This is a genomic window from Streptomyces sp. NPDC052496 (assembly GCF_040679095.1).
Taxonomy (GTDB): domain Bacteria; phylum Actinomycetota; class Actinomycetes; order Streptomycetales; family Streptomycetaceae; genus Streptomyces.
This window is the reverse complement of the sequence record NZ_JBFAUH010000014.1, coordinates 60,190-74,723: the sequence shown is the minus strand read 5'-3', so window position 1 is coordinate 74,723 and position 14,534 is coordinate 60,190. Positions and strand designations below refer to the sequence as shown.

Sequence of the window (14,534 nt, the reverse complement as noted above, 5' to 3'; positions counted from 1 at the left end):
ACTCACAGATGCAGAAGGACCCGCCCGGATATTGGAGCGATCAACCGACGAACGCCTTCCACCCTTCGGGAACCCAGTCGCCGCCCCGCCGGAATTTGTCCGTGTCCAGCTGGCGAGCCCACCGCATCAGCTCACCCCATGCTGCGTCTGCCTCGCGCGACCAGGCGGCAGGCGCGTGCTCCACGATGTCCAGTGCCGCGCCGATGCGCTGCTGGGCTGTGGCGAGCTGTGCGCGGGCGCCCTCGGGAAGCATGTCACCCCGGGCGCCCAGCATGGCGTGCAGCCGCTCGCAGCAGTCCGCTAAGTGCTTGCGCATGGCTCGGACGTTCGTGCCCGTGGGGCGAGGCTGGACGCACTGCGGCCAGGTCGCCGACGGCCAGCGCCGAGCCGGTGAAAGCCGCCCCGACGGCGGGCGCGGTAACCGACAGCGCACCCAGGACTTCGGCCGTTCCGGAGGCGGAAGCGGACGGCGCCAGAGCGGTGGCTGCCAGGTCGCCCGAGACGGTGATCTCGGCCACGGCAGCGCCGACGGCCGTCGGCGCTGCCACGTCCAGGAGGTCCGTGAGCGAGCCGAAGAAGAAGGCCGTCGCAGCCGGTGCGTGGACGCGCAGCGCGTACGGCACGACCGCCGTGAACACCGCCACGGCAGCAGGGGCGGTGACGGCGAGGGCGGCGGAGGCCTCTGCGTCTGCGGCCAAGGAGCAGGCAGCGGCCGTCGCCATACCCCCGAAGCTGCCCGCAGCCGCCACCGCGGCCGTCCCGGCGACCGCAGCAGCGGCCGGCACCGATGCGAGGGCCCCGGAAACCTCGGCGGTTCCCCCGAAAACCGCCGTCGGCGCCGTCACCGCCGCCGTAAGGCTTCCGAAGGCCGAAACGGCGCCCGTGACACCCGTCGTGGCCGCCGGAGCAGCTGCGGATGCCGTGCCCGATGCTGTGACGGTCCCTGCGGCACTCGCAGCCGCAGCCGGTGCGGTAGCCGTCAGGCCGCCGTCGACGTCTACGGCGACGACCGGCGGCTGCATGAAGGTGACGTACGCGGCTGCGGGGTGGCCCCGCCCGAGCCTGGCCATGCCTCACCGCCCTACGCGTGGCGCCGGATCAGCACTCCTCGAAGACGACGTAGGCGAGGGCGGTCAGCGTGGCAGCGGTGTTGATGCGCAGCTGGCAGAACTTCGACGGGACGACGACGGGCTCGCGCCCGAGAGGCCACATCTTCACGTACTGGCTGGTCGGGCCGACAAACTGCACGTCGAAGACCTTGTCCACCGTTGCGGAGGCCACTGCACCGTTGCCGTAGCCGGATGTCGTGGTTCCCATGGTCAGGCGGCTGCCCGTGGTGCTGTCGCCGATCGACTGGACCGTGGTCGTGCTGTGTGCGCTGCTGCACGTGGACGCTGTGCCGTTCTGTACCAGCTCGCACACGCCCGGAGTACCGGCAGCGCTTCCGTTGAAGCTGACACCCCACTCCACGATCCGGATTTGCAGGCTGGAAGGTGTCGCCAGCTGAACGGCTACCTTCGAGCCTGCGGCATAGCTCGTGCCAGCCATCGTCGCGGTCGTGGCCCCGAACGCGGCGTTGTAGGCGACATACATGGTCATGAGCCGCCCCTCACCGGATCGACGCCCTGGTCACGGACTGCGGCATCACCAGGCACGAGCGCCAGATGCGGCGGCCGAAGAAGACGTCATCGAGGTACACGGTGGTCCCGGCCGCCATGCCGGAGACGCTGACCAGGGCCGGCCGGGCGAAGCCTGCGAGCGCTGGCGAGGTGGCGGTGAACGGGCCGGCCTTTGTCCACTGGTTCGGTGTCGCGGAGACGTTCGTTCCGGCGAAGGAGCTGATGTAGGTGCTGCCGTCGGCCTGGTACCAGTCCACGTCGGTTCGGAAAACGCCTGCGGCCGCCGAGGTGTAGAGCCAGTACTCGAAGAACCAGACTGCGGAAGCCGTCACCGGGAAGTCCGAGCCGCTGACCACCAGATAGCTGCCCGGTGAGACAGCGCTGCGCGTCACCTTGACCGAATATGTCCCCCGGTGGGCCCGGTCCGTGCTCGCTGCAGCGGCGCTCGCCTGGTCGCCCGTGGACCAGTTGCCGATGCCGCCCTCGAAGTCGGACCCGTCGGCCGTGGCGGTGCTGGTGTCGACATGACGGTCGCCGGTCGGCATCAGGCCGGGCCGGCGCAGCCGAAGGACAGCAGGAAGGCCGCGTCACGGGCAGCTCCCGCAGGAATGGTGACCACCGTTCCGGACACCGAACCGGCGAGAGCCGCGGCCACGGTGGTGCCGACCAGTGCGCAGCGCTTGACCACGGTGAACTGCTGCGACAGATCGACCGTGTCCCCGGCGCTGACATCCCGCAGCGCGTACAGGGCCGCGCGCTCGGACTGCCCGTCCTGCCACATCAGCGGGAACCGGGTGGCCTCCAGGGCTGCCATTCGTGTCTCACTCCCCGCTCGGCATGGTGAACGTACCGCTCGTGATCTGCACGTTGACGCCGACGGAAATGGTCGTCGTGTTGAGCTGGAGGTCACCGCCACCGCCCGTGGCGGTCACGGAGCCGTCGAAGCACGTTCCCGGCGTACTCGTGGCACAGCGGAACCAGGCCGCCGTCCCCGCAGCGGCGCCGGTCGTCGTGATGGGCGTACCGGCCAGCGTGGCGACGCCGGACGACGCGGCGCCGAACGCCGGGTTCTGCAAGCTGAACGTGGCCAGCAGCGTCTGGCTGCTGACCGCGGTGTTCGCACTGGACGGCATCGTGGCCGTATAGATCTTGATGGTGCCGACGCCCGCGCCGCTGTCGACGTAGTCCACCGCGGCGTCGCACATCGTGTTCTGCACGGCGTGGCAAGGTGCGTTGCCACGGGCCTCCTCAGTTCTTCGTCTCGCCGTGGCTCTCCGGTTGGCAGTCAGCACGTGCCGTCGGCATCCAAGGCCAACTGCGCGGCCTTGATGAACGCCTTTACCGCGCTGTCCAGTTCCTTAGCAGTGTCCAGCGCTCGTCTGTGAACCTCGTTGTAATCGTCCGCCGGGATACCTTCTCCCTCGGGGCTGCTGTCAAAGACCGCCATCCAGTGCGCTGCACGGGCTGCTTCGCGACATGCCCCTGCAACCTCTGATGCAGGAGCCCCCACTTCCTCGGGACCGACGAGCATGACGCGAAGCCAGTGTTCCCGCACGGCTGCTGTGCTGCTGGCCAGCCAATTGCGGACGTCCTGCCCTTGATGGGTCAGACCGCGGGCAGTGTCAAAGCACCGTCCGAGCACCACTTCTCTGACCTCGGAAGTCACAGCCAGAAAGCCGTGATAGATCTCGCGCCGCGGTTCCCGGCGCTGCCGCACGTGCTCAGCGCGGGCAGCGATTCTTGCCTGTTCCCGACTCGCCCAGCCCGTCACCAGTGCCGCCCCGGTGGTAGCCAACGCTCCGGCAACGGCCCCGAGTACTGCTGCCCATCCCGCGTCCATGGCATGGATCATCGCGTGTGCAGCGCAGACTCAAGGCAGTTCAGGCGAAGTTGCCCGCAGGCCGGGCTGAGGACGTATGTACGGCACGACCTGTGACGATGAGCTGGCGCTCAGCGTGATAGCCGAGCTGCATAGGGTATGACGAAGCAGCGCTGCCGAAGACAGCGCTGAGTGCAGTACGCACCTCGCGCCGGCACCGCCGAGGTCCGGCCATCGGCTGGACGAAGCGACTCAGACATACTGTGATCATGCATATGTCGGAGACTTTTGCAGGAACAGCCGCAGCACTGGCTCCCGTCATCATTCTGGTCGGGGTCGTTGAACTGAGAGCGCACGCCGACCGTTTCAGAGTCTCAGAAGAGGCCAACCTCACCTCTGCCCAGGATGCGCTGCACGCACTCGACAGCGCGACAACCCAACAAGAGCGCGAACAAGCATTCCGGCAATGGCAGAACAGTCCGTCACGTTCCTCACTGATTCAACTCACCATGGGCTTCATCTGGGCGACAGTGTCCATGCTGCTCACCGTCAACGTCTACGAATGTCTGGCTTACCTTGCCGATCCGTCGCGAGTTCGCGGAAGCGACCCTGCCCACTCCATCGTCTGGAACACCACCGCAGGGATGGCCATGCTGATCCTGTTCCCACTGGTCACCTGGGCGCGCACCACTTTCACCGCTCAGTGGCAGTCGAGCAGAACGCAATTCCAAGTCTGGCAGCGGATACGGTCACACCGGAGGGCTCAGCCTCCCTCCCCGCCGAGTCCCTGAAAGCAGCAGTCACCACCACCGGGACCTTCCAAGACCGCGGTCGGCTTCCAGCGGTGAGACTGCCGCTATCCCCTGTCGCCCTCCGTACCAGCGCCGCACGCCGTCCATCGAGATGTCCGGCCGCTCGGCGCGGCAGCGCTGTTCCACCACGTCCCGGCCCGGTCCACGGTGACGAGCTACGCCCGGTAGCGCTTGTACTTCGCCAGCAGCGCGGGCTTCGGCAGGGTGTGGATGATGAACACCTCGTGTGTGCCGGTGTGCCGCAGCGCCTCGCGGATCGCGGCCTCCCGCGCCTGGTAAGCCACGGTAGCCAGCGGGCGGCCCATGCCGCGGACAAAGGTGCTGCCCTCCGCCGTCAGGGCGTTCAGCAGCCGGTCGTAGTCGATGACGATGTCCCCGGTCACCGCGTGTGCCGCGACCCAGAACGTCTTCCCGCCGGCGGGCGGGCCCATGACGACGTAGAGGGTCACCGGTTCGTGACACGGATCGTCACCGAACGCTCGTCGGTGCACCCCGCAGAGGTCACGATGCGGTTCGCGACCAGGTACGGGGTGCCGGGAGTGCCGCCGGAGAGCCACGCGGTCGCGCTGGTCGGGCTGTAGGAGTCACTGGTGAGCACCAACCCGGCGGAGACCGTCATGACCGACGCCGTGATGGTCTCGCCGTCGGCCAGCCAGTCCGTCCAGTCCCAGCGCCAGTCCAGGACTGCGTCAGGATCCTTCTGCCAGTCGGCCGCCATGGTCGCCCCCTCTCGAACTCCGCATGAACGACGGGCGGACGAGTGCATAACACGACGCTGAATGCATATATGCGATGCATAAGCGGTCGCTGAATATGCGATCAGCCGTCATGCATAACGACTAAATGGAAACCGCACATTCGGTCAGGCGCTGACCTGGCGGTTCCTGCCAAAAATGATCAGAGGGTTTTTGAGGTTCAAAGGGCCCGTGGTCGCCAGGGAAGATCTTCACGTGATCAACCCGCCCCCCGGGTGATCGAGTAGCCGCGACAATCAGCCTCCGACCTGTATATCCCTTGGTCATCCGCTACCCCCATCCGGACTTTGCATACCCCCCCGGGGCAGCATAAGAACCCATAACATCGACTATTCATTCATGGATGCATACGCAGTATGCAGAGACTGTCATCACCATCGCCGCGAACCCACCAGCGGAATCGGCGCCCGTCCGGCACCCTTGATCAAGTTACAGCGCCGGTGAGCCGGCCTCAAGTTCGTTGCATCTACGGATCCCCACCACGTGACAGCGGATCAACATGATCAGCAGTCCATGACATCGCGTGTCGGTAGTCGAGTGACAGGTCGACCTCGGCACCGCAAATCCAGCACATGGGCTCAGCCTCACGGCGCAGGCGCTCTGCTGCCTTGCGCCATTGATAACCAGAGCGATGGGCACGAGCACCATCACTATTCGCCATGGGTACACAGCTCCTTGATGACAGGGCACTGCGTAACCATGGCGAACATCCAGGCAGCACAAGAGAAGTGCGGTAGCGGACGGTGGCTATCGGGGCAGGATCAGCACCTGACCAGAGTGGATCAGGTGCGGGTTGCTGCCGACGGTGCGCCGGTTGGCACGGTAGAGCACACGCCAACTACTGATGTTGTGGGCCCTGTCGATGCGCTACAGGCTGTCACCACGTTTGACCTTGTAGGGCTTGGCCGCGGCATGGGGGCGGGGCTCTGTCCTGCCCGGTGTGTTCGTACTCCCCCTGCTGTCACGGGTGCCCGCCCTCTGGTCACTGCCCCTGCTCTTCGGCTCCCCGCCCTGCTGGGCAGGGCCCGCCTGGGCAGAGCCCCCTGCCTTGACATCGGGAGCCCCCCGGGGGTGGGGGGTAGGGGGATGGGGGGTACCCCCACCCCCCGTTGTCGAGCCGTATGGGCGCACCACCCCGAGCACGGGCTGTGCGTTGAGCCTGGCCACGCGGACGCTACGCCCCGGGCGGGGTGCCTCCACCACGCGCCCGCCCCCGATGTAGATGCCGATGTGCGAGGCACCCCGGTAGTAGGCGACCAGGTCGCCGATTCGGATGGTCTTCAGGGACACGTGCTTCAGGCTGCGCCACTGGGCCTGTGAGGTGCGGGGGATGCGAACTCCTGCCACGCGCCACGCGGCCATGGTCAGCCCGGAGCAGTCGAAGGCGTACGGGCCGGTGGCTCCGTAGACGTACGGCTTGCCGACCTGCCGCAGCGCGAACGCCGCCGCTCTGGCCGCGGTACCGGCAGCAGCCTTCTTCGGCGCCGTCTTCGGGTACTTGGGCGCCACGGCCTTGGCCGGCCCACTGAAGGGTGCGGCCATGCCGCGGCGCAGTCCGGCGCGCACCGAGCAGACGGGCCACGCTCCCGGGCCCTGGCTCCGCAGCACGCGTTCCGCAACGGCGATCTGCTGCCTCTTGGTGGCGCGGTCGGCCCGGGAGGCGTACCGCTTGTCGCCGTACGCCCGCCAGGTCGACGGGGTGAACTGGAGCCCGCCGTAGAAGCCGTTGCCGGTGTTGATGCGCCAGTTGCCGCCGGACTCGCACTGGGCGACCTTGTCCCAGACGCTGACGGGCGCGGCGGACGCCTTGTCCGCACCCACGACAACGGCGCCGGTGCCCACGAGCCCAGTCACAGCGGCGAGGGTCACGGTGCACTTGGCGTGGACAGCTGTGGGCTTCCGGTGCCGTCCCGATGTGGTGCGGTGATGCCCCACGAAGTTCCCTCTCGGGTCATGGTCCGCCCCCGTACGAGACCGCGTGGTCCGCCCCGTGATCGGGCGGTCAAGAGCGGCCGTCGACAGCCGCGGACGCCGCCTTGCGGCGCAGCAGAAAGCCCCGCCGGCTGATGCGGACGGGGCCTGGAAACGCGTCAGGCGCGCCACTTGGGCACGCCTGGTACAGGCCCATAGTGCATATGATCAGTTAGGGAGTCAAGGAACGGCCTTTCCGGGGCAGAGGCGGCGGCTGGGGCAACGGGTGACCGGGGATGTGCGCGGGCAGTTCCGTCAGATCCCACAGGGGACGCCCCCGTGCGTCCCGGTGGTCCGTGATCCGCCCCTCGCGCCGCCAGCGGTACAGGACTTCGCGGGGGCGGCCGGTGTAGAGAACCGCGGCGTCGGTATCGGCGAGACGGGTCATCGCCGCGGCTCCGCGACGACGGTCACCGCCCAGGCTCCGGCGTACATGGCGGGCATCCACATCAGCACCAGGTTGCCGGTCCGGACGCCGGCCGCCCACGCGACCACGGACAAGGCCCCGAAAAGGAGGTGCAGCGGGACCGCGAACCGGCGGACGTGCCGCCACACGACGGTGTTCACACGCCAGTACCAGCGCCCGGCACGAAGCAGGGTGTTCATGGCGTCCACTCCTTCGGCAGTTGCTGATCGCAGGTACGGCACAGGTGCGCGACGACCGGGCCGTCATCACCGAGCAGATCCTTCTCGCACACGGGCACCATGTCGAGGCGATTGCACCGCCCCTTGATCCACTGGGGCGGTCCGCCTAGTTCCGGGATCTCTACCCACTTCCAGCGGGGGGTCAGGGTCGGTCATAGGCGCCAGCTCTCCTTGCACTCGGGATGATCGTCGTAGTCGGACACGAGCAGGGCCACGACACCGTTTGCCGTCACCCGCACGTAGTAACGTGATCAGGTCACTGCACTGCCTTCTCAAATGAACCATTAAGGGCGCAATGTCGGTTTTCTCGAAAGTCAGGAAAGTCCCGCACCTCGCCGGGTAGAACCGCTGGTCGCGCCCTGGTGGTCCCCGCGCGTGCGGGGGTGATCCCCGGCCGCAAGGCGCGGATTACGTTCCTGATCTGTGGTCCCCGCGCGTGCGGGGGTGATCCCGCCACCCGGCTTACGTCGCGCCCTGCTGGTGTGTGGTCCCCGCGCGTGCGGGGGTGATCCCTTCGGTTGAATTTCGGTGCTGTGGCAGGGCTAGTGGTCCCCGCGCGTGCGGGGGTGATCCCGGGAGCCGGTCCAGGCGCTGGAGCCAGGGCGAGTGGTCCCCGCGCGTGCGGGGGTGATCCCAGTGATCAACTAGATGTACGGCGCCCTTCCCGGTGGTCCCCGCGCGTGCGGGGGTGATCCCAGCACGGCCCGGACGACTCGGCCGTAGTGCGAGTGGTCCCCGCGCGTGCGGGGGTGATCCCCGTGAGTACAACAACATCACGAACGACATCGCGTGCTCCCCGCTCGTGCGGGGGTGGTCCGGGCCCTTGCCGACGTCATGGGCCCCATGGCGTAGTCCCCGCGCGTGCGGGGACGACTTCCGCCACTTCTCCGAGTCGCGCTCGGTAGAAGGCGATCATGTCATCGGTATCGCTCATGCCCGCCGGTTCTTCGGCACAGCAGCACTCTGGGGTTGGCACACTCACGGCCTCCTCCCCGACTCTTCCCCGGCAATCCGTGCGATCAGACTGGTGAGATCGCCGAAGCCCCCGTCCTCGAACTCCGCGCGCTTGCCGTGCCCGCAACTAATCACGGCCTTGACCGCAGCGTACCCGCAGCCCGGGCCGGAGGTGTCGACACTCGCCTCCTGGCCGACGCCCCTGACGGCCGGACAGCCCGCAAGGTGCCGGGCGTCGTCGCTCACCTGGCGGCGGCGCCGACGGGAGATGCTCGCCATGCCCTCGCGGGTGGCCTCCAGGAACTTCGCAGGAGGAACGCGCTCACCAGCGCGTCAGCGTGCTCCGCTGACGGGTCGCTCACGATCGCCACTCCTCCTTGAAATCGGGGGGGTCGTCGTAAACCTGCGCTGCGAGGCGTAGCACGTGCTCCCAGGAGTTCACGGCACCGGTCATCAAGTCGCGCACCGATTGCTCCGCGTGGGCATATGCCGTGAGGGCGCACTCGTACGCGTCAACAGCGCGCCTCGGTGCCTCGATCCGCCGCAGCACGCGAGCCGGATCATGGCGGGCGATGTGCTCTCCGCGCCACGAGCGCGTACACGCGACGACGCGTTCGATCGAATAGTCCACGTCCACCCGGCGTGTGCCGGTCCGCTCATTCTCCTCAAAGGCGGTCCAGGTCTCGCCGCTGCTGGCCAGCACGGCCTCTTCGTCGTACCGCGCCCGCAGGAACCCGATCAAGCCGTTGCTCACGGGCGCCACTCCTCCTTGAAGTCCGGATGGCCGTCATACGCCACGGCGAGCAGTCGCAGCGCCTCGATCTCATCCGGGTTCGTCCCCGGGCAACGGCCCGCCTCGATCTGCTCCGCATCGTGGCAGCAGCCCCACTCGCCATCGATCGTGGCTTCGTACCGGAAGATCTCTGTGACGAGCCTCTGCCTGGCCGGAGCATCCACCAGCACGCGTGCCGGGCCATGCCGTACGACGTGACGGGCCGTGGCATTGCTTTCGTCCACTGCCCCTAGGTCCCAGCCCGCAACCGCCGCATCTGCGGCCGTCTCGTGGTCCTCCATGATCCGCTCCCGCAGGAACACGAGCAGTTCTGCGCTCACGGGCTCTCCCCCTCGGTGAACAGTTCCCCAGCCCTGGCGTGCGGGCAGCGCGGCTCCGTCTCGAACCAGCCGTGCGCCTGGCAGTGCCCGTGGTGGTCGTACCAGCACGGGTCGGGGCCTCTCAACTGATCGATCAGTTCAAGCAGCTCATCGACCGTCGGCCGCTTCTCGCTCACGCGCTCCCGCTCCCTTCCAGCAGGTCAATCCACTGCCACCGGTAGTACCGCGTGCCGCACGGCGCCGTCTCCGGCGTGCCGATGCAGCGGACATCGGTGGACGCGTCGTCGGCGACGCTCAGCGCGCCGCCGCAGTCGCCGCAGACCGTCTCGGCCAGCATCCTGTGCACCACGTCGTAACCGAGGATGATCCTCGCGGTCCGTACGCGCCGGTGCAGGTCGCTCTTGACCTCGCGCACGAGATCCGGGCCGGCGTCCAGCGTTCCGTCGGCGGCCAGGGCGCACCAGTCCGCTATCTGACGCAGCGCGTTGGCCACCGACACCCTCACCGCCCGGTCGTGCGGGTACAGCACCTCGCGCAGCAGTGCGTAATGCCTGCGGACATCCGTCTCGATGGCGAACAGGCAGTCCAGTGCCTCCTGATTTCCGGGCGGGTTACTGTGCGGCCTTTCCTGGACACCCACGCTCCCGGTATCTCCGGTCGCGCTTCGTTCGCTCACGGCGTCCTGCAACTGACCGATCAGAGGAGGTTGGAGGCGGTCCTCGGCACGCGCCTCCGTGTGCACCGGGCGTTCACATTCGTGATGCCTGCGGCGGGCCGGTGTCACCGCGGCGCGCAGCGTCCGGCACACGCCGCTGTGGCGCTGCACGGCGACGTCGTACTCGATGTGCTCGCGCCACGTGCCGGCCAGTTCGGCGACGAGGCGGGTCACGGTCTCCGCGTCACCACCGGCGGTCTCGGCGGGCTGCGGCTGCGGGGTTCGGCGTCTGCGAAGTAGGCGGCCGGGTTGTTCTCCGCATAATCCTCGTCGAACCATGGGGCAGGGTCACCGGGAAAACGCGGGGCCCATACGACGTCGCGGTCGTCACGGGTACGGTGGATCTTCACCTGGCGGCGGATACCGTCGTCGTCCGTGTACGCCCACGCGTAGGGACTGGGCACGGCTGCCCCCTTCCGCATCAGAGGTCCATGGCGACTTCGAGCCGCCATACCGGGTCGTCGTCCGAGTGGTTGACCCGCGCGGTCTCGCCGTAGACGTGCCGCACCATCCGGCCGCGCCCGCCTCCGTCAGATCCAGGCCCGGCCGCTCGTCGGCCAGCTCCAGCGCGTTCAGCGCGTCGCACAGGTCCTGCCACAGCCGGACGCGGCCCTGGTGCCACCGCTCGGCGGCTTCGGCGGCCAGCGGCTCAGGCGCGGCCGGCTCCTTCGATCCGGCGCTCTCCTGATCCATCTTCCGTCGCGCGACCGCGCGGTTCCGCGGACAGTTCCCGCAGGTCGCCCATCGTCAGACCGGTGTGGACACCGGGGTGGTACATGCCGGATGTCGCCTGGATCATCAGCCGGTCGTCCGGCAGGTCCGCGAACAGTTCCAGCACGTGCGTCAGGGCTTCGTCGGCAGTGGCCAGTTCGGGGTGCCTGTCAATGAATGCGTGCCTGTCGCGGTCCTTCATGACGTTGCCTCCTTGACAACCTCGTAGACCGAGTACCAGCGGCACGGGCAGGTGTGGCAGTGGAACGTCAGGCCCACACTGCCGACAAAATCGATCAGGTTGACGGGCTTGCCCTTGGCCGTATCGGTGCAGTCTGGGTTGGGGCACTGCTCCTCAGGCCAGTCGCCCTCAAACTGCGTGCACAGCGGGATACAGACGCACATGACGCCCCCTTCGCAGGGCTGCGGGTGAAGAGCGAGACCGGCTTCCGGGCCGCAGCCCTCGCGGCCGGTCCCGGCTCAGTGCCCCGTGCGGGATTCGGTCCCGCGGCCTCGCGCCGCATTCCGGGGCTGGCGGATCAGGCAGAAAGCTGCCTAAACTCGTCGGCCATGTCCGGGGTGACCATGGCGTCCGGGACGTACGCGCCCCACAGGTCGGACGAGACGCGGAACCCGGCGTCCAGGAACGCGTTCACGGCCGCTGACGCCTCGTACGCGCTGGCCAGGTAAGCGGTCCTGCTGAGGCTTCGGTCGGTGACACGATCAGCGAAGATGTTGTAGGCCATGATTCCCCCTCGGGCCGGCTGGGCGTGCGGTGAGTGCCCGGCGGGGGAGTCGAACCCCTTGCCACGGCCCTTTGCGGGGCTGGCTCGCCATCGCCCTACCCGGGCAGGCTGGGTGCCCCTTGCGGAGCGGCGGAGATCAGGACTCCGCGAGCTTCACACGTCGAAACGTCTCGCTGTTTGTCGGGGTGGATGACTCCACTTCCCTCAGCACGTACCAGCGAACGGCCTCCCGAACGCCCCCTTCCTGTGCAGTGAGCAACGGGTAGCGCCCTTTCCACTGCTCGGGGTTGACGTCGACCATGAGCACCACACGGACCTACATCGGTCTACCTCCTCGTCGTCGCACTCCGTCGCGCATTCTTCGCAGCCGTGCTTGGGCTGCTCGGTGTCGCGGTGGTCGGAACACATTTCGTGGAAGCTGATCAAATCGGCGAAGTGACCGGCATCCGCCGCACGTTCTTTGACTGCTACCGCCTCGGCCTCGGCAAGGGTGTCCGCCACGTAGATGCAGCCCTCCTCGCTCAAAACCCCGAATTCGGCGACGGATCCCCCTCGAATTGACTGGACGTGCGGTGAGCGCCCCCTACGGGGATCCCCCTGTCGACTTCCGCCGACAACTCCACTACATACCCCTATGCGTAGGGCTGCCAATATCCCGATGCATTGGGCTCCGTGACTTTCTTCTTGACCCCGATGGGTAGGGCTGTAACATCAGCGGCATGGCTGACGCCTGGACCCTCGGCGAGGAGACCGCAGCGCGGTACGCGAAGTACCGCCGCGCCCTGAAGACCGCCCGCGAGATGAAGGAGGAGATCCGTCAGCTGGCACTCGAAGATCTGCGGGCCGGCGCGTCCACCGAGGCGCTGGCCGCACTGACCGGCGAGACCGCCGAGGTCTATCGGCGCCTCGCGCGGGCCCATGACATCGAGCCGCCCGCGGCGTACAAGGGACGCGCGGAGCTGTTCCGTCAGCGCGCCCGGCAGGAGGACGGGGAGGACGGCTGATCCGCTGCGCCGAGAGGAACGGACGGCTTGCACGATGCGGTTACCGGACCCTCCCCCGGCTGCCTCGTCTACTGCACGGGGAGACCGCGGCCCATCGCGCACGGACCGCGGTCATGTGCTGTTCGGTTTATCCTGAGGTCATTTTCGGAAACGGGAAACTTTGTCCGGCACCATGGAAACATCTATGCCAATGGCATTGCGTCGCCGCAGGTCAGCGGGGACGTGAAAAAGTCATGAACTTCGAGAAGTTCCTCATCGCTCCCGACGGCACCGTCGCCGCGCGCTTCACCCCCCAGACCGATCCTGAGGCTGATGAGATCACCGCAGCGATCGAAGCCGTCCTGCCTGGCTGAACGTCCCCGCCCCGAGGCGTCGCCACCACTGCCCCGGGGCACCATCGTCTTCCTCGCGACGGACGCGACCTCGAACCCTCTGCCTACGGCCCGCCGGGCCTCTCCGGAATGCGATGGGCGTGCAATTCTCAGAAAACGACAGTTCGGTTGATGCCTGGGGCCGGACCACAGAGCGGCTCCGTTGTCAGTGCACATGTCAGGGCTGTTCAGCAGTTGCGTGTGCCCTCCGCTGGCGTCGCAGACGTGCGGCTCCGTCTTGGAGTTCTTTGCGCCGTCGAGCCACCTCTTCCTTCATGAGGTCGTCGGTGCGGCTGCTGTGCCAGATGGTGCCTTCCCACTTCACGTACTGCGGTGTCCTCTCGCGCAGGAGAACGGGCTTGGGGTGGTTGTGGAACAGGAACGTGCGGCCCTGGTTTCGGTTGTTGCCGCTGTCAACCGTCCGGCGATCTGCCGGCCGCGGGTGCCGGCGAACAGGCCCTGGGTCTCGACGTCGATGCCCGCGTAGGCGAACGTGGCGGGCAGGCGTTCGGCGAAGTACTTCAGCTGGTCGGAGGCTTCCGCGCCGGAGCGGGTGGCCAGGTTGAGGTGGTGCAGCTCGTCGGCCAGGACGAGATCGACGTGGGTGTGGGCGGCAGTCGCGCAGACCGCGTCCACGAGGTCGGGGAGGGTGGACCCCCGCTTGGGGAAGGGCAGACCATAGAAGCGGGCGAACTCCATCACCGAGCATCTTCGGGGTGGCCGCCGGCGGGACGGTGACATAGATGACCGGCAGGCGGACCCCGTCGCGCGGATGGCGCTTGCGGGTGGCCAGCTCGTGCGCGCGGCCCAGCTGTGTCAGGGCGGTGGCCTTGCCGGTGCCGGAAGCGCCGGAGAGGATCATGCCCCGGCGGGCGGAGACCTGGTGGCGGTTGAGCTGGAACAGCAGCCGGGCGGTGGCGATGACCTTACCGATGCTCGGGGTGTTCACCACCGGCAGGTCCGCGTGATACTCCCGGCGCCACTCGTCCTCACGGGACCGTTCCCGGCCGGTCAGCGCGGCCCGCTCGGCAGCCGTCCGATGCTGCGGCGGGACGGTCTCGTGCTCGACGTAACGGCGCCAGCCCGCCTTGGCGGTCAGCGGGGAATCCGGCGGGGCTCCTTCGCCCGGCTCCGTTTGCGTCGACGGGACCGTTAAGGACGTGCTCATAGCCACCTTTCGGCTTCGGCGTCGGCGTCGAAGACCCCGAAACCCGCCACCTCGGCGGACGGGGAGCCCGCCACCAAGTCTTGTTCGGTGCCGGAGTGCTTTCGGTCTTGGGCGGTGTGGTCGGGGCCGGC

At 67.9% G+C, this 14,534-nt stretch carries 23 protein-coding genes, 1 pseudogene and 1 CRISPR repeat array; of the genes and pseudogenes, 4 read left to right on the top strand and 20 right to left on the bottom strand.

Translation table 11 applies throughout. From position 1 onward, the window contains the following. Positions 1-40 precede the first annotated feature (40 nt). The 7 genes from AB0L45_RS19760 to AB0L45_RS19730 form a co-directional block, all read right to left on the bottom strand. Positions 41-316: a hypothetical protein gene (locus AB0L45_RS19760; RefSeq protein WP_365841533.1), complete on the bottom strand. Its 276-nt coding sequence runs from the start codon at positions 314-316 to the stop codon at positions 41-43. Beyond that, entirely contained in the window at positions 255-1,070 is an 816-nt protein-coding gene (locus AB0L45_RS19755) for a hypothetical protein (RefSeq protein WP_365841531.1), read from the bottom strand. The genes AB0L45_RS19760 and AB0L45_RS19755 overlap by 62 nt, the downstream gene beginning before the upstream one ends. A 28-nt stretch (positions 1,071-1,098) precedes the next feature. Further along, positions 1,099-1,599, bottom strand: a complete 501-nt coding sequence (locus AB0L45_RS19750) for a hypothetical protein (protein WP_365841529.1) — start codon at positions 1,597-1,599, stop codon at positions 1,099-1,101. Positions 1,600-1,609: 10 nt separating this feature from the next. Then, positions 1,610-2,164 carry a hypothetical protein gene (locus AB0L45_RS19745; RefSeq protein WP_365841527.1) on the bottom strand — a complete coding sequence of 185 codons (555 nt, stop codon included), beginning with the start codon at positions 2,162-2,164 and terminating at the stop codon, positions 1,610-1,612. Next, on the bottom strand, positions 2,164-2,433 hold the full coding sequence (locus AB0L45_RS19740; protein ID WP_365841525.1) for a hypothetical protein: 270 nt from the start codon (positions 2,431-2,433) through the stop codon (positions 2,164-2,166). Before AB0L45_RS19740 ends, AB0L45_RS19745 begins: the two co-directional genes overlap by 1 nt. A 7-nt stretch (positions 2,434-2,440) precedes the next feature. Beyond that, positions 2,441-2,836 carry a hypothetical protein gene (locus AB0L45_RS19735; protein ID WP_365841523.1) on the bottom strand — a complete coding sequence of 132 codons (396 nt, stop codon included), beginning with the start codon at positions 2,834-2,836 and terminating at the stop codon, positions 2,441-2,443. Between the two features lie 68 nt (positions 2,837-2,904). Next, positions 2,905-3,459, bottom strand: coding sequence for a hypothetical protein (locus AB0L45_RS19730; protein WP_365841521.1), 555 nt, complete (start codon positions 3,457-3,459; stop codon positions 2,905-2,907). Positions 3,460-3,707: 248 nt separating this feature from the next. Between AB0L45_RS19730 and AB0L45_RS19725 the strand changes: the two genes are divergently transcribed. Then, on the top strand, positions 3,708-4,229 hold the full coding sequence (locus AB0L45_RS19725) for a hypothetical protein (RefSeq protein WP_365841519.1): 522 nt from the start codon (positions 3,708-3,710) through the stop codon (positions 4,227-4,229). A 176-nt stretch (positions 4,230-4,405) separates the two neighbouring features. On the opposite strand, the gene AB0L45_RS19720 is transcribed toward AB0L45_RS19725, so the two are convergent. The 12 genes from AB0L45_RS19720 to AB0L45_RS19665 all read right to left on the bottom strand — a co-directional run bounded on the left by AB0L45_RS19720 (position 4,406) and on the right by AB0L45_RS19665 (position 11,860). Next, complete coding sequence (locus AB0L45_RS19720; protein WP_365841517.1) at positions 4,406-4,699, bottom strand: hypothetical protein; 294 nt, start codon at positions 4,697-4,699, stop codon at positions 4,406-4,408. After that, positions 4,696-4,968 (bottom strand): hypothetical protein, encoded by a 273-nt coding sequence (locus AB0L45_RS19715; protein WP_365841515.1) that lies wholly within the window; start codon positions 4,966-4,968, stop codon positions 4,696-4,698. Before AB0L45_RS19715 ends, AB0L45_RS19720 begins: the two co-directional genes overlap by 4 nt. Before the next feature lie 904 nt (positions 4,969-5,872). Beyond that, positions 5,873-6,859: a transglycosylase family protein gene (locus AB0L45_RS19710; protein WP_365841513.1), complete on the bottom strand. Its 987-nt coding sequence runs from the start codon at positions 6,857-6,859 to the stop codon at positions 5,873-5,875. 501 nt (positions 6,860-7,360) lie between these two features. Continuing rightward, positions 7,361-7,582 carry a hypothetical protein gene (locus AB0L45_RS19705; protein WP_365841511.1) on the bottom strand — a complete coding sequence of 74 codons (222 nt, stop codon included), beginning with the start codon at positions 7,580-7,582 and terminating at the stop codon, positions 7,361-7,363. A gap of 401 nt (positions 7,583-7,983) precedes the next feature. Further along, a CRISPR array of direct repeats spans positions 7,984-8,439; the repeat unit is 29 nt; unit sequence GTGGTCCCCGCGCGTGCGGGGGTGATCCC. A 160-nt stretch (positions 8,440-8,599) separates the two neighbouring features. Continuing rightward, on the bottom strand, positions 8,600-8,854 hold the full coding sequence (locus AB0L45_RS19700; protein WP_365841509.1) for a hypothetical protein: 255 nt from the start codon (positions 8,852-8,854) through the stop codon (positions 8,600-8,602). Between the two features lie 79 nt (positions 8,855-8,933). Beyond that, entirely contained in the window at positions 8,934-9,329 is a 396-nt protein-coding gene (locus tag AB0L45_RS19695; RefSeq protein ID WP_365841507.1) for a DUF6221 family protein, read from the bottom strand. Next, a complete protein-coding gene (locus tag AB0L45_RS19690) occupies positions 9,326-9,688 on the bottom strand; it encodes a DUF6221 family protein (protein WP_365841505.1) in 363 nt (120 codons plus the stop codon). Before AB0L45_RS19690 ends, AB0L45_RS19695 begins: the two co-directional genes overlap by 4 nt. Next, positions 9,685-9,864, bottom strand: coding sequence for a hypothetical protein (locus AB0L45_RS19685; protein WP_365841503.1), 180 nt, complete (start codon positions 9,862-9,864; stop codon positions 9,685-9,687). The genes AB0L45_RS19690 and AB0L45_RS19685 overlap by 4 nt, the downstream gene beginning before the upstream one ends. After that, positions 9,861-10,577, bottom strand: coding sequence for a hypothetical protein (locus AB0L45_RS19680; RefSeq protein WP_365841501.1), 717 nt, complete (start codon positions 10,575-10,577; stop codon positions 9,861-9,863). Before AB0L45_RS19680 ends, AB0L45_RS19685 begins: the two co-directional genes overlap by 4 nt. 475 nt (positions 10,578-11,052) lie before the next feature. Further along, positions 11,053-11,316: a hypothetical protein gene (locus tag AB0L45_RS19675; protein ID WP_365841499.1), complete on the bottom strand. Its 264-nt coding sequence runs from the start codon at positions 11,314-11,316 to the stop codon at positions 11,053-11,055. Then, on the bottom strand, positions 11,313-11,519 hold the full coding sequence (locus tag AB0L45_RS19670) for a hypothetical protein (RefSeq protein ID WP_365841497.1): 207 nt from the start codon (positions 11,517-11,519) through the stop codon (positions 11,313-11,315). The genes AB0L45_RS19675 and AB0L45_RS19670 overlap by 4 nt, the downstream gene beginning before the upstream one ends. Positions 11,520-11,653: 134 nt before the next feature. Then, positions 11,654-11,860 (bottom strand): hypothetical protein, encoded by a 207-nt coding sequence (locus tag AB0L45_RS19665; protein WP_365841495.1) that lies wholly within the window; start codon positions 11,858-11,860, stop codon positions 11,654-11,656. A gap of 369 nt (positions 11,861-12,229) precedes the next feature. Here AB0L45_RS19665 and AB0L45_RS19660 point away from each other — a divergent pair, with 369 nt between their 5' ends. From AB0L45_RS19660 to AB0L45_RS19650, 3 genes and pseudogenes are all read left to right on the top strand, one after another. After that, the gene (locus AB0L45_RS19660) at positions 12,230-12,421 is read left to right on the top strand and encodes a hypothetical protein (RefSeq protein ID WP_365841493.1); all 192 of its coding nucleotides are present in this window, start codon (positions 12,230-12,232) and stop codon (positions 12,419-12,421) included. 158 nt (positions 12,422-12,579) lie between these two features. Then, complete coding sequence (locus tag AB0L45_RS19655) at positions 12,580-12,864, top strand: hypothetical protein (protein WP_365841491.1); 285 nt, start codon at positions 12,580-12,582, stop codon at positions 12,862-12,864. Positions 12,865-13,100: 236 nt separating this feature from the next. After that, positions 13,101-13,217 (top strand): annotated as a pseudogene (locus tag AB0L45_RS19650) (glutathione peroxidase); the annotation flags it as partial. 339 nt (positions 13,218-13,556) lie between these two features. Here the strand turns inward: AB0L45_RS19650 and AB0L45_RS19645 are convergent. Beyond that, positions 13,557-13,934 (bottom strand): hypothetical protein, encoded by a 378-nt coding sequence (locus tag AB0L45_RS19645; protein WP_365841489.1) that lies wholly within the window; start codon positions 13,932-13,934, stop codon positions 13,557-13,559. Between the last annotated feature and the right edge of the window lie 600 nt (positions 13,935-14,534).

Excerpts from the sequence above, each read along its gene's own strand:
- AB0L45_RS19665 (WP_365841495.1), bottom strand. The coding sequence starts at position 11,860 with ATGGCCTACAACATCTTCGCTGATCGTGTCACCGACCGAAGCCTCAGC.
- AB0L45_RS19655 (WP_365841491.1), top strand. The coding sequence starts at position 12,580 with ATGGCTGACGCCTGGACCCTCGGCGAGGAGACCGCAGCGCGGTACGCG.
- AB0L45_RS19715 (WP_365841515.1), bottom strand. The coding sequence starts at position 4,968 with ATGGCGGCCGACTGGCAGAAGGATCCTGACGCAGTCCTGGACTGGCGC.
- AB0L45_RS19760 (WP_365841533.1), bottom strand. The coding sequence starts at position 316 with ATGCGCAAGCACTTAGCGGACTGCTGCGAGCGGCTGCACGCCATGCTG.
- AB0L45_RS19700 (WP_365841509.1), bottom strand. The coding sequence starts at position 8,854 with ATGGCGAGCATCTCCCGTCGGCGCCGCCGCCAGGTGAGCGACGACGCC.
- AB0L45_RS19705 (WP_365841511.1), bottom strand. The coding sequence starts at position 7,582 with ATGAACACCCTGCTTCGTGCCGGGCGCTGGTACTGGCGTGTGAACACC.
- AB0L45_RS19730 (WP_365841521.1), bottom strand. The coding sequence starts at position 3,459 with ATGGACGCGGGATGGGCAGCAGTACTCGGGGCCGTTGCCGGAGCGTTG.
- AB0L45_RS19740 (WP_365841525.1), bottom strand. The coding sequence starts at position 2,433 with ATGGCAGCCCTGGAGGCCACCCGGTTCCCGCTGATGTGGCAGGACGGG.
- AB0L45_RS19675 (WP_365841499.1), bottom strand. The coding sequence starts at position 11,316 with ATGAAGGACCGCGACAGGCACGCATTCATTGACAGGCACCCCGAACTG.
- AB0L45_RS19725 (WP_365841519.1), top strand. The coding sequence starts at position 3,708 with ATGCATATGTCGGAGACTTTTGCAGGAACAGCCGCAGCACTGGCTCCC.
- AB0L45_RS19750 (WP_365841529.1), bottom strand. The coding sequence starts at position 1,599 with ATGACCATGTATGTCGCCTACAACGCCGCGTTCGGGGCCACGACCGCG.
- AB0L45_RS19745 (WP_365841527.1), bottom strand. The coding sequence starts at position 2,164 with ATGCCGACCGGCGACCGTCATGTCGACACCAGCACCGCCACGGCCGAC.
- AB0L45_RS19670 (WP_365841497.1), bottom strand. The coding sequence starts at position 11,519 with ATGTGCGTCTGTATCCCGCTGTGCACGCAGTTTGAGGGCGACTGGCCT.
- AB0L45_RS19645 (WP_365841489.1), bottom strand. The coding sequence starts at position 13,934 with ATGGAGTTCGCCCGCTTCTATGGTCTGCCCTTCCCCAAGCGGGGGTCC.
- AB0L45_RS19755 (WP_365841531.1), bottom strand. The coding sequence starts at position 1,070 with ATGGCCAGGCTCGGGCGGGGCCACCCCGCAGCCGCGTACGTCACCTTC.